General features: G+C 71.4%; 12 protein-coding genes. 5 read left to right on the top strand and 7 right to left on the bottom strand.

What is annotated here, in order from left to right:
- Window positions 1–533 (bottom strand): VOC family protein (locus AB8Z75_RS06615; RefSeq protein WP_369200438.1); only part of this gene is annotated, 533 nt, incomplete at its 3' end.
- Window positions 534–691: 158 nt separating this feature from the next.
- Between AB8Z75_RS06615 and AB8Z75_RS06610 the strand changes: the two genes are divergently transcribed.
- From AB8Z75_RS06610 to AB8Z75_RS06590, 5 genes are all read left to right on the top strand, one after another.
- The gene (locus AB8Z75_RS06610) at window positions 692–1,801 is read left to right on the top strand and encodes a methyltransferase (RefSeq protein WP_369200437.1); all 1,110 of its coding nucleotides are present in this window, start codon (window positions 692–694) and stop codon (window positions 1,799–1,801) included.
- Window positions 1,798–2,970 (top strand): prenyltransferase, encoded by a 1,173-nt coding sequence (locus AB8Z75_RS06605; RefSeq protein ID WP_369200436.1) that lies wholly within the window; start codon window positions 1,798–1,800, stop codon window positions 2,968–2,970. Before AB8Z75_RS06610 ends, AB8Z75_RS06605 begins: the two co-directional genes overlap by 4 nt.
- A gap of 8 nt (window positions 2,971–2,978) precedes the next feature.
- The gene (locus AB8Z75_RS06600; RefSeq protein WP_369200435.1) at window positions 2,979–4,034 is read left to right on the top strand and encodes a polyprenyl synthetase family protein; all 1,056 of its coding nucleotides are present in this window, start codon (window positions 2,979–2,981) and stop codon (window positions 4,032–4,034) included.
- Window positions 4,031–5,071 (top strand): tocopherol cyclase family protein, encoded by a 1,041-nt coding sequence (locus AB8Z75_RS06595; RefSeq protein ID WP_369200434.1) that lies wholly within the window; start codon window positions 4,031–4,033, stop codon window positions 5,069–5,071. Before AB8Z75_RS06600 ends, AB8Z75_RS06595 begins: the two co-directional genes overlap by 4 nt.
- Before the next feature lie 76 nt (window positions 5,072–5,147).
- Window positions 5,148–5,273, top strand: a complete 126-nt coding sequence (locus tag AB8Z75_RS06590; RefSeq protein WP_369200433.1) for a hypothetical protein — start codon at window positions 5,148–5,150, stop codon at window positions 5,271–5,273.
- A 118-nt stretch (window positions 5,274–5,391) separates the two neighbouring features.
- Here the strand turns inward: AB8Z75_RS06590 and AB8Z75_RS06585 are convergent, their stop codons facing one another.
- From AB8Z75_RS06585 to AB8Z75_RS06560, 6 genes are all read right to left on the bottom strand, one after another.
- Complete coding sequence (locus tag AB8Z75_RS06585; RefSeq protein WP_369200432.1) at window positions 5,392–6,042, bottom strand: ABC transporter permease; 651 nt, start codon at window positions 6,040–6,042, stop codon at window positions 5,392–5,394.
- Window positions 6,043–6,044: 2 nt separating this feature from the next.
- The gene (locus AB8Z75_RS06580; RefSeq protein ID WP_369200431.1) at window positions 6,045–6,755 is read right to left on the bottom strand and encodes an ABC transporter permease; all 711 of its coding nucleotides are present in this window, start codon (window positions 6,753–6,755) and stop codon (window positions 6,045–6,047) included.
- Window positions 6,752–7,870 carry an ABC transporter ATP-binding protein gene (locus AB8Z75_RS06575; protein WP_369200430.1) on the bottom strand — a complete coding sequence of 373 codons (1,119 nt, stop codon included), beginning with the start codon at window positions 7,868–7,870 and terminating at the stop codon, window positions 6,752–6,754. Before AB8Z75_RS06575 ends, AB8Z75_RS06580 begins: the two co-directional genes overlap by 4 nt.
- A gap of 88 nt (window positions 7,871–7,958) precedes the next feature.
- On the bottom strand, window positions 7,959–8,873 hold the full coding sequence (locus AB8Z75_RS06570) for a glycine betaine ABC transporter substrate-binding protein (protein WP_369200429.1): 915 nt from the start codon (window positions 8,871–8,873) through the stop codon (window positions 7,959–7,961).
- The gene (locus tag AB8Z75_RS06565; protein ID WP_369200428.1) at window positions 8,870–10,867 is read right to left on the bottom strand and encodes a CocE/NonD family hydrolase; all 1,998 of its coding nucleotides are present in this window, start codon (window positions 10,865–10,867) and stop codon (window positions 8,870–8,872) included. The genes AB8Z75_RS06570 and AB8Z75_RS06565 overlap by 4 nt, the downstream gene beginning before the upstream one ends.
- 423 nt (window positions 10,868–11,290) lie before the next feature.
- Window positions 11,291–11,998 (bottom strand): hypothetical protein, encoded by a 708-nt coding sequence (locus AB8Z75_RS06560; RefSeq protein ID WP_369200427.1) that lies wholly within the window; start codon window positions 11,996–11,998, stop codon window positions 11,291–11,293.
- Between the last annotated feature and the right edge of the window lie 183 nt (window positions 11,999–12,181).

Genomic DNA, 12,181 nt, shown 5'->3' with positions numbered 1-12,181 from the left:
CCGGGGGAGGGGGCCTGGAAGCCGGGCAGGAAGGGGCCGCGGTAGGAGCGGCGCTCGACGAGGGTGTGCCGCAGCTCGCCGTAGGTGGCGATGGCCGCCGTGCGTACCGCACCGAACTCGTCCTGCGCCGTCGCCGGTTCCTGGAGCACCCGCGCGCCGGCGCGCGTGGCGTACGCGAGTCCCTCGTCCAGGTTGCCGACCTGGAGAGCGATGTCGCTGACCCCGTCGCCGTGCAGCGCCGCCCACCGGGCGGCGGGACTGTCGGGCTCCCCGCCGCCCGTCACCACGAAGCGGACGCCGCCGGAGGTCAGCACGTACTCGGCGTGTCCGTGCGGCGAGTTCTCCGGGCGCCGGGACGCGGTGATCTCCATGCCGAAGGCCGAGACGTAGAAGTGGGCGGCCTGGCGGGCGTTTCCCACGCACAGCCTGATGTGGTCGATTCCGGCGACGTCCCACGGGCGGGCGCCGTCTCGGGCGCGTGCGGCGGGGGCGTCTGCTGCGGCTTCGGTCGTGTCGAGCGCCGTCGGCTTCATGGTCGCGTTCCCTGCGTCGATTATGTGGGATATCACTATAGGTAGCTACGTGATGCGTATAGTGAGTATTGCCCGTTTCATGCCGTTTCGCCGATCACCCAGGAACGCACTTTCGACCCTTCGCTCGGTCGACGAGCCACGAACGCCAAGAGGGAAACATGACCACCGCGATGACCGTCCCGTCGAACACGGCGGATGCTTCCGATCCCGCGCGCCCCGCCGAGCTGGACATGGACCGGCTGTCCCTCCTGCTCTTCGGGCACGCGGCGTTCCAGTACCTCAACGCCGCCTGCGAGCTGAAACTGCTGGACCTGCTCATGGAGCGGGGGCCACTGAGCGCCACTCAGATCAGGGCGGAGTTGGGGCTGGCCGAGCGGGCCGCCGACATCCTGCTGCTGGGCTGCACCTCACTGGGGCTCACCCGCAAGGAGGAGGGAAGCTACCGGGCGGCGGCGCTGATCGAGTCGCTGGCCGAGGAAGGCAGCTGGAACAAGCTGAAGGACACCGTCGCCTTCGAACAGCACATCGTCTACCCGGGCCAGATGGACTTCGTCGACTCCCTGCGCGAAAACTCCAACGTGGGGCTGCGGCGCATCCCCGGGGACCACCCCGACCTGTACCACCGCTTCAGCCTCCACCCCCACCTGGAGACGGTGTTCTACCGCTACATGCGCTCCTGGTCCCAGCTGGCCAACGCGCACCTCGTCTCCGCCCTCGACCTCGACGGCGCCGCCCGGCTCCTCGACTGCGGCGGAGGCGACGCCGTCAACGCGCTTGCCCTCGTCGCGCGCCACCCCCACCTCGAGGCGACCATCCTGGAGATCCCCTCCTCGGCCCGGATGACGGAGAAGAAGATCTCCGAGGCGGGACTGAGCGAGCGCGTCTCCGTACAGCCGTGCGACATGTTCGCCGACGCCTTTCCCGGCGGGAACGACTGCGTCCTCTTCGCCCACCAGCTGGTCATCTGGACGCCAGAGCAGAACACCGCGCTGCTGCGCAAGGCCCACGACGCCCTCAACCCCGGCGGGCGTGTCGTCCTGTTCAACTCGATGTCGAACGACGAGGGCGACGGCCCCGTCGTGGCGGCCCTGGACAGCGTGTACTTCGCCTCGCTGCCGGCCGAGGGAGGCATGATCTATCCGTGGCGGCTGCACGAGGAGTGCCTGCGTGCGGCCGGTTTCACCGCCATCGAACGCGTTGAGGTGCCCGGCTGGACGCCCCACGGCATCATCGTCGCCTCCAAGCCCGCCTCCGAGCAGGACAGGTGAGCGTCGCGCCAGGCACGAGTGGCCGGCCGCCGGCACCCGCCTCACCTGCGCCCGGCTCGTTCGCCGCCTTCGTCAAGCTCGCCAGGGTCAAGTTCCTCTTCCAGTCCATGATGGTGACCGGGTTCGGCGTGACCCTCGCCGTCCACGCGACCGGCGCCTTCTCGCTGCCCTGGTACCTGCTGACGCTGGCGTTCGCCTGGTCGACGCACCTGATGACCCACTTCTGCAACGAGTACTTCGACCTGGAGGCCGACCGGGCGAACCCGCGGCCGACCGCCTGGACGGGCGGCAGCCGCGTCCTCGTCGACGGCCTGCTCACCCCCACCACCAGCATCGGCGCCGCGTTCGTCCTGCTGTTCACCTCGCTGGCGCTCATCCTGGCGATGCCCACCCTGCACGCGCGGCTGCTGGCGGGCGCGCTGACCGCACTCGCCTGGTTCTACACGGCACCGCCGCTGCGGCTGAACTACCACGCGCTGGGCGAGGCGAGCTGCGCGGCCGTCCTGTACGGAATGGGGCCTCTCCTCGCCGCCGTCCTGCAGCCCGGCGGACTCGGCGCGCTGCTCCTGTGGTGCACGGGTTTCGTCGCGGCGCTCCAGGTGCTGCGCTGCCTGGTGATGAACCTCGCGGACATCGAGGGTGACACCCTGGTGGGCAAGGCGACCCTGGCCGGCATGCTCGGCCCCCGCCGGCTCACCCACGTCTACACGGCGGGTCAGGCCCTCCTGTACGCGGGCGTGCTCGTCCTGGCCCTCACCCAGGTACTGCCCCCGGTGGTGGCCGCCGCACAGCTGCTGGTCGCACCGGTCGCGGGCCTCGTGGTGCGCGGTCTGCGCACCGACGCCATGTCGGATACCAGGCGCTCGGACGCCGTGACCTTCTGGGCGTCCATGCAACTGCCGCTCACCACCTGCGCGACCATGCTCGCCCTCCTCGCCGACCTGCTGCTCGCAGGGCACCCGGCCCCCGCGCTCTGGAACGCCATCGCAGGCGGAACCGCACTGCTGTTCACCGTGTGGCTGTACCGGGCTGTTGCCGCCGCCCGGCGCCCCGCACACCACGAGGACACCGGCACGGCGGTCGCGCCCCCGCCGCCGGAGCGCCACGCACCCACGAAGCCGCGCCCCCTGCCCGGGGAGCCCGTACGGGAGGGGCGCGAGGCGCGATGAGCGCAGCGGTGAGTTCCCCGGCGAGGGCTCACGAGACCGCCGTGTCGGTCTGCCGACGGGCGCACGCACGGCTGGAGCCCACGCTGCGCGAGGCCGTGCACAGACTGCCGCAGCAGCTGTCCCGGATGAGCGGCTACCACTTCGGATGGTGGGGGCCCGACGGGACCCCCACCGACCGCGCCATGCCGGGCAAGGCCGTCCGCCCGGCGCTGGCCTACCTCGCGGCGGAGGCGCTGGGCGCGCCCGCCGAACACGCCACCCCGGGGGCCGCCGCCGTCGAACTCGTGCACAACTTCGCCCTCGTCCACGACGACATCATGGACGGCGACCACACCCGCCGGGGCCGGCCCGCACTGTGGCAGCAGTACGGCACGGGGCCGGCCCTGCTGGCCGGAGACGGCCTGTACGCGCTCGCCGCTGACACGCTGGCCGCGCCGCGTACCCAGCGGTCCTGCTGGGCCCTCACCCTGCTGACCCGCGCCATGATCACCACACTGCACGGGCAGGCGTACGACCACGCCTTCACCCGGGCGCCCTGGAGCGGCCCCGGCTCCGTGACCCTCGCGGACTACCGCCGTGCGGCCTCCGCCAAGACGGGCGCACTGCTGGCCGCGGCCACCGCCATCGGGGCACTGCTGGCCGGGGGCGGGCCGCGGGAGGTGGCGCGGTTCGCCCTGTTCGGGCGCGGACTCGGCGTCGCCTTCCAGTGCGCCGACGACCTCCTCGGCCTGTGGGGCGAGCCGGCCGGCACCGGAAAGCCCGTCGGCACCGACCTGAGCGAAGGCCGCCGGACCCTGCCCCTCGTCGCGGCGCTCAACTCCGGCACCACGGCCGGTGACCGGCTGCACGCTCTCCTGCGGCGCTCCGAGGGACGGCTGTCCACCGAGGACCTGCACACGGCCCTGGAGCTGACCGAAGCCGCGGGCGGCCGGACCGCGACCGAGGCGGAGGCGCGCCGCCGGCAGGAGGCGGCCCTCAGCGTCCTCGCCGGCCTGCCGATGCCCGCCCGCGTCCGCACGGAACTGCTGGCGACCGCGCACTACGTGACGGCACGGCGGACATGAGCACACACCGCCGCCTCCTCGCCCGGCTCCGCGCCGCCGCCCGCGACGCACCGGCGAGCGAGCGAGGCCCGGGCCACCGCTGGCGGGCGAGTCTGCGCCGCCGCTGGCGGGCCACCGGAGCAGACCTCCCTCGCGGCGATCCCCTGCCCGCTCACCCGGCCCCCATGGAGGGGTATCTGTGGCGCTTCACGGACCCGGTCGACGGCCGCGTCCTTCTGCTCGCCTGCGGTGTCAACCACCACCCGCGGCATCCCTGGACCACAGTCGTCGCCGCCTCCCACCCCGACGGTCTGGTGCGCTCGGCCAGCATCGACGGAACCGGGGCCGACACCACCGCTCACCGCATCGCCGCGCACCCCGCCCTCGACCTGACCGGCGACCGGTTGCGGGCACGCGTCGGTGACGAGGTGGACATCCGGTGCGTGCTGCGCCCTTTCCACACCTGGCCGCCGCGCCGCCTCCTGCACGGCAGCGGCGTCTTCTCCCTCGTCCCCGGGCTCAACCACTACTGGCACCCTCACCTGTTCGGCGCCACAGTGGAGGGGACGGCGCGGTTGCAGGGCCGCACCTGGGACCTGTCAGGCTGCCAGGTCTACGCGGAGAAGTCCTGGGGCAGGGGCTTTCCCCGTGCCTGGTGGTGGGGTCAGGCCCACGGCTTCGACCGGCCTGACCTGTGTGTCGCCTTCGCGGGAGGCCTGTTGGGCCGCGGCAGGCTGACGCTGCCCGTGGGCGGGCTCGTCGTCGGTATCGGCGGCCGGACGGTGAGCCTCGTTCCGCCCGGGGCCCGGGTGCGCGCCGGCGTTCGGGACGGCAGATGGCACGTCACGGGCCGCTCACCGCGCTACCAGGTCGAGATGACCGGCACGGCCGCGGGCGAGCGACCGCTCCGGCTGCCTGTGCCGCTGCTCGATCCGTACCGCTTCGGCCACTCCCTCCAGCACCTGGCGGGACGACTGCACGTACGCATCCGCCGCGACGGGCGCCTGCTCTACGCCGGTACCTCCCGCCTCGCCGGGCTGGAGACGGGCGGGGTGTGACCCGGATCGGATGACAATCGCATAACGGCGGGGGTGCCGCACGTTGCCGCGAGTCCGGTGCGTCGTTGGACGCGGCGTGAGAGAAGTCGAGTGGCACGAAGAAACGGTTCCTCGCTGGGTGGGGTGGGCCCGGTATCTCCTGCTGGGCGTCGCGGTCTGCGCCCTCGGCGCCGCGTTGCTGGCCAAGTGGCACGCGGCCTGAACAGCCGCCGCCCGCTGCCGCTGTCCACGCGGCCTGAACAGCCGCTGCTTCCGCCGCCGCTGTGTGCCCGGGGGAGCGGCCCCCCCACCCGCTCTGTGCGGCCGGGGAGCCGCCCGCCTCAGCGGGTGGTCCGCAGCCCCCTCGGAACGAGGAGACGCTGGAGAAGCGCGAGAACGGCGTCGGCGGCCAGCGCCAGGACCGCGACCCACAGCGCCGCGGCGATGACGCCTTCGAGCCCGTAGGTGGCCTGCCCCAGCACGATGTCACCGAGACCGCCGCCGCCCGCGACGGTGGCGAGCGTGGCGCTGGAAATCACGTAGACCACCGCGATCCTGATGCCGGAGAACAGCAGCGGGAGTGCCAGCGGCAGCTCGACCTTGAACAGCACCTGCGCGGGCGTCAGGCCCATGCCGCGTGCGGAGCGCACCAGGTCGGGGTCGACCTGGTCGACGGCGAGGTAGGCCTGGCTCAGGATCGGCGGGATGGCCGTGATGAGCAGGGCGATGGCGATGTTGGTGAAGGTCAGCCCGAAGATGCCCAGACCGATGGCGATGACGGCGAGGTTGGGCAGGGCGCGGCCGATGTTGGAGATGCTCGTGGTGAGGAACTCGCCCTTGTGCAGGTGGCCGAGCCACAGCCCGAGCGGCACCGCGACGACCAGCGAGACGGCGATGACGACGGCGCACATCCACACGTGCTGGCCGGTCTTGTCCAGCAGCAGGGAAAGCTGGTCCCGCATGAAGGTGAAGGAGCCCAGGAAGGTGGACATGGTTATGCGGCCCTCCTCGTCCGCGCCCACGGGGTGAGCAGCCGCCCGGCGAGCACGAGGGCACCGTCGGCGGCCAGGGCGAGGGCGACGGCGAGCGCGCCTGCGCCGATGAACTGGGTGTTGAACGGCGACTGGAGCGCCTTGAGGATCAGCGAGCCGAGGCCCTGGTCGACGACGTAGGCGGCGATGGCGACGATCCCGATGGTCATGACGGTCGTCACCCGCAGCCCGGAGATCAGCGACGGGACGGCGAGCCGCATCTCGACCTTGAAGAGGATCTGCCGGCGGGTCAGTCCCATGCCGCGCGCCGCGCGCACCGCGTCCTCGGGCACCTCGCGCAGCCCGGTGAGGATCGTGGTGAACAGCAGATAGAGGCTGTAGAGGACGAGTGCGGTCTCCACGGTGAGTACGGAGAAGCCGGTGACGGGCACCAGCAGTTGGAAGAGTGCCAGCGGCGGCACCGTGTACAGGAACGAGGTCACGCCGGAGACGGGCGCGGTCAGCCACTTCTTGAAGTGGCACATCACGGCGGCGGCGACGGCGAGGACGAAGCCGAGGGCGACAGCGACCAGGGTCAGTTCGAGGTGCTGCACCAGGGCGGGCCAGAACAGGTTCCACCAGTGGTCGCCGAACCAGTCGGTGCAGAAGGTGGCGTCCCGGGCGACACAGGCGCTGGGGTCGCCGTAGTCGGGGATGACCGGGTTCGCGCTCACGCGGCACCCGCCTTCCGTACGGCGTCCAGGGAGACGACGCCCAGCACCTTGCCGCCGGCTTCCGGGCCGCCCGCACCGCCCGCCTCACCGGCGCGGGTGGACTCGGCACCGGCGGACTCGGTGACGGCGGACTGGGCGCCGGGGGACTCGGCGCCGGGGGACTCGGCGCCGGTGGACTCGGTGACGCGGACGCCTTCGGTGCCCTCGGCGACCATCAGCGAGAGCGCGGAGCGCAGGCTGGCGTCCGCGGCGAGGGCGGGCAGACGCGCGTCGTCCGGCCCGGCGGGGGACAGGTCGCCGCTGTGGACCAGGTCGGCGAGGCGCGTGAGCGTCAGCCGCTTGAGGCCGCGGTCGGCGCCGACGAAGCGGGCGACGAACTCGTCCGCGGGCTGCTTGAGGAGGGCGCGCGGAGTGTCGTACTGGGCGAGCTTCCCGCCCTCCCGGAAGATCGCGATCCGGTCACCCATCTTCACGGCCTCGTCGATGTCGTGGCTGACGAAGATGACGGTCTTGCGCAGGCGCTCGTGCAGTGCGAGGAACTCGTCCTGCACGTGCTCACGGGTGATCGGGTCCAGCGCGCCGAACGGCTCGTCCATCAGCATCACGGGCGGGTCGGCCGCCAGCGCGCGGGCGATCCCGACGCGCTGGCGCTGACCGCCGGACAGCTGCGAGGGATAGCGCCTGCCGAACTCGCCGACGGGCAGCCCCACCAGTTCGAGCAACTCACCGACGCGGTCCTTGACGCGCTTCTTGTCCCAGCCGAGCACCTTGGGCACGGTCGCGACGTTCTCCGCGATGGACAGGTGCGGAAAGAGCCCGGTCTGCTGGATGACGTACCCGATCGAGCGGCGCAGCTGGATCGGGTCGAGGTCGCGGATGGAGCGCCCGCCGATACGGATGTCACCGCCGGTGATCTCCGCGAGCCGGTTGACCATCATCAGGGCTGTCGTCTTGCCGCTGCCGGACGGACCGAGCAGCACGCAGATCTCGCCGGCCGGGACGGTCAGCGACAGGTCGTCGACGGCGGGCTCGGTGGCGTTCGGGTACGTCTTGACCACGCGGTCGAAGACGATGTCCTGCGCGGCGGCAGGGGTTTCAGGGCCGGCCTGAGACATGGGTGGTTCTCCTGGTCGAGGCGCGCCGGGGCAGGGCGCGCCTGGGCGGGGTGCCGGTCGAGGCGAGCCGGCGAAGGGGCCTTCGGGCTCAGAGCAGGCCGTTGGCCTCGAGGAACTTTCCGGCGACCTCGGCAGGGGTCAGTCGCACGGTGTCGACGGCCCGGTTGAGCTGCTGCACGGCCTTCTCGGTGAGCAGCGCGTCGACCTTGTTCAGCGTCTCGGCGAACTCGGGTCCCTGCTCCTTGAGCACGTCCTTGTGCACGACCGGAGCGACGTTCTGGAATCCGTAGAAGTTCTTGTCGTCCTCGAGCAGCGTGTAGTCGCCGCGGGCGAGTTGCGGGTCGGTGGTGAAGACGTCGGCGGCCTCGACGTCCCCGTGGTCGAGCGCCTTGTACTGGAGACCGATGGTGAGCGACCTGGCCTTCGTGTCCGTCAGGCCGTACTCCTTCACCAGTTCGGTGTAGCCCAGCGCCCCCGAGATGTTGTCGGGGTACTCAGCGAAGCGGATGTGCCCCGCCTTCTTCAGGTCGCCGATCGTCTTGAGCCCGTGCTTCTTCGCGAACGCCGGCTTGACGGCCACGGCGTTCTTGTTCTGGAAGGGAGTGGGCTGGAGCATCGTCAGCCCGCGCTTCTCCTGGAACGCCTTGGCCTTGACGAAGGTGTCCCGCGCCGAGTGCGGGATGCTCGCGTCCCTGGCCAGCACCTGGAGGATCACCCCGGTGTACTCGGGGTACAGGTCGATCTGGCCCGAGGTGAGCGCTCCGTCGATGATCTCCGTGCTGCCGATGTTGTTCTTCAGTTCGACGTCGTAGCCGGCCTCGGTGAGGGCCTGCCGGTACATCTCACCGATGATCCACTGCTCCGTGAACTGCTTTGCGCCGATGACGACGGTGGGTCTGCCACCGGTCGCCGACGCGGCGGCGCCCCCGCAGCCCGTCAGGGCCGCCAGGCACACCAGCGCCAGCGCTCCCGCCCACGCACGCCGGTGCGCGCGCGCCCTCACACCTGGTCCCGGGGGACGGAGTAGGACCAGGTACGCGCGAAGACCTGCCGCTCGCCGTCGCCGTCAGGCCGGGGAGTCCCCTCGTAGGCGCGGAGGGTGTTGACGACGAGGAAGTCGTCGCCGTCGGCCGTCATCCGCGAGAGGGTGTGCACCCGCGTGGCCCAGTCGTCGCGGCGGATCGACTCCTCGCGCTCGCACTCGACGAGGGCCGAGTGCGGGTCGCCTTCGGTGAGACGGAAGCGGTTGAGGTCGCGCCCTGTGCGGGTGAGTCCGTCGGCGTGGTCGACCATCGTTCCGTCCGCGGGCGTCGTGACGACGGTCTGCTCACCGCTGGCCTGGTCGAAGAAGACGGTGCGCGCGCCGGGGATGCCGGTCACCTCGATGCTGTGCGGCGGGCCTTCGCGGGGCGGTGCGAACGCCGGCAGCGCGCCCTCCTCCTCGGGCCGGGGCGCACGGACCGGAAGCGTCAGCTCACCGTGTGCCGTCTCCAGCTGAACCGTTGCCTCGTTTGGCGACGGCCACACCCACGGCCACAGCGACGCGGAGACGGAGACCCTGACGCGGTTGCCCGCGCCGAAGGCGTGCCCGATGGCGAACAGCGGCACCCGCACGTCGTAGGCGCGGCCGGGCTCCAGCGGCTCGGGCTCGGCGTGCCCGTCGCGGTGGGTGAGGTTGAGCAGCCCGGTGGTGACCAGCTTCGACGAGCCGTCCGGGAACACCTCGCACAGCCGCACCGCCAGCTGTGCCCGCGGCCGGTCGGCGGTGACGCGCAAGGTGACGGAGGGCACGCCGAGAATCTCGACGGTCTCCTCCAGCACCGGCCCCGTGAAGGTGTACGAGCGCCCGTCGTCGGCTGCCTGGTCCCCGTACTGGCCGGGGACGTCACCGAACTTGAGGAAATCGCCCGACGCTGCGCCGACCGCCAGCGCGGAGCGCAGCAGCGCCGTCGCCCGGCCGTCCGACCAGGCGCGCAACGGGATGCGCTGCGGCTCGACACCCCGAGTGGGCCAGGACGGCTCGGTGACCCAGCGCCCGGGGCGCACTTCGCGGTCGCTGCCCACGGGCGTCGAGTCGGGGATCCAGGCACGCAGCCGTGGCTCCTCCATGATCCCGTTGTCCGCGCCGCGCATCCAGTGGTCGAACCAGCGCACGCACTCGCCCTGGAAGTCCATGGCGGGACCCGGCTCGGCCTGGTGCGGATAGGTGTGCGCCCACGGGCCGATCAGCGCCTTGGCGGGGGCGTTGTCCGCATCCAGGTGTTCGAGCAGCCGGAAGACCGCACCCCGGTAGGGGTCCAGCCAGCCGCCGACGGCATAGACGGGGACCTGGATCGCGGAGAAGTCCTCGCAGACGGAGCCGTGCTGCCAGTAGGCGTCACGCCGCTGGTGGGCGAGCCACGTCTGAGCGTACGGGACGGTCGACTCCAGCCGCTCCAGCCACTGGGCGCGCCACGCGTCGCCGAGCACCGCGGGGTCGCCCGGGCGGGCGTTGTAGGCGAGCATCGTCGCGGCCCACGGCAGCATTTCGGAGGCCAGCAGGCAGCCGCCGGCGTAGTGCACGTCATCGGCGTACCGGTCGTCCGTGGAACAGACGGTGACGATGCACCGCAACTGCGGGGGCCGCAGAGCGGCGATCTGGAGCCCGTTGAAGCCGCCCCAGGACTTTCCGATGATCGCGACCTGCCCGTCGGACCACTCCTGCTCCTCGATCCAGGCCAGCACCTCCAGCGCGTCGTCGAGCTCCTGCTGGTGGTACTCGTCCAGCATCACGCCGTCCGAGTCGCCGCTGCCCCGGCAGTCCACGCGCACGGCGGCGTACCCGGCCTGCGCGAACTGTCCGTGCAAGGTCGCGTCCCGGGGCGCGGTGCCGTCGTTCTTGCGGTAGGGGATGTACTCCAGGACGGCCGGCACCGGCCCGCGCGCGCCCTCCGGGAGCCACACCCGGGCTGCGAGCCGCGTTCCGTCCTTGAGGGGAATCCATATGTGCCGCAGCACCCGCACCGCGCCCCGGGGCTGTGAGGCCGTCGGCAGACCGGTTCCGGCCGGGCTCCCCGGCGGAGCCGCCGGGGACGGGCGGGGTCGCATAGGTATGTGCGCTTTGTGGATTGTTCTGCTGACTGCTGGGGAACCGGGTGGTGCTCATGGGGTGGCACCCTAGACGAGCCCCAAGGGGCGATTCGCCCTGTATGCACGGTAATTCGGCGGTTGTTCAGCGATGAACAACAACACAGGAATGAACCCTTCCGCTCCGGGTAGGCTTCCTTCCCTCTGCATGGCCATGCACGCTGAAGCCGGACCGCCGGGTGCGGAACGGCCGAGAGCGGGACCGCCGAGAGCGGGACGGCTGAGAGTGGGACGGGAGCCGGAGAGCCGTCCGCCGGAAGGGCCGGCGAACGGCTCGGGGCACACGTCCGGGTCTCAGGAGACGAAACCGCGCGTCACATGCGTACCGGCGCCGTCGTTCTCGGCATGGTAGTCGGACTCGCCGACGCAGTCGCTGTACTCGTAGTTCGCCCTGGACGTACCGCTCAGCCCGCCGGCGTCCGTGGAGGTCGGACCGCCGAAGACCACATCCGATCTGGGCATCTGAGCGCAGCTGGGAATCCCGAGGTAGTACTCCACGAAGCCTCCCTGGGAACCCTGGAGACTGCCGCTCCCGGCCGGCAGCGTGTACGTGCCCAGGTGGGTGGCCTTGCCGGTGACGGTGTCCGTCGCCGTGCCGCTCCAGGTGTCGGTTCCGGTCCGCTCGACCTTGATGTCGTAGCGGTGGCCGTACACGGCGTCGAAGTCCACCGCGCAGGTGACACCGGGGCCGCCGTCGGCTCCCTCATGGCAGAGCGGGTCGGAGGTGGTCGCCCCTTCCGTGAAGGTGGAGAAGCGGGCGGACAAGCGTTCGCTCGACCCGCTGTTCTCCCGCGGCTGCAGACCGGTGTAGCCCATGCCGTTCGCGAAGCTGTACTGCTGGGCGAAGTAGATCCCCTCCTGGTGGGCGGTGGCCGGATTGACGGTGATGGGGAAGGTGATGTTGCTCATCCCCGAGGACGGCGTGCCGTCGATCGACCAGCCGACCGACACGTTGCCGCCCCCGACAGCCGCGGACGCCGTGTGCGGCGTCGCAGCCAGCAAAGCAGCAGCAGCCGCGGCGGGTATCGCGCAACGGCGGAGTGTCCCGACTACTGACATGTTCTTCCTCTTCTCTGTGGGGGGAGGGAGAAGGGAAACCGCGCTTTCCGACATCGGCACTTCCCTGTCCCATGAAAAACCTCGAACGGACCCGGAACCGGCTCGGAGACCGGGTATCCGCCCTCG

It is taken from the genome of Streptomyces sp. PU-14G (genome assembly GCF_041028275.1).
Classification (GTDB): domain Bacteria; phylum Actinomycetota; class Actinomycetes; order Streptomycetales; family Streptomycetaceae; genus Streptomyces.
This window is presented reverse-complemented; position numbering and strand designations above follow the sequence as displayed.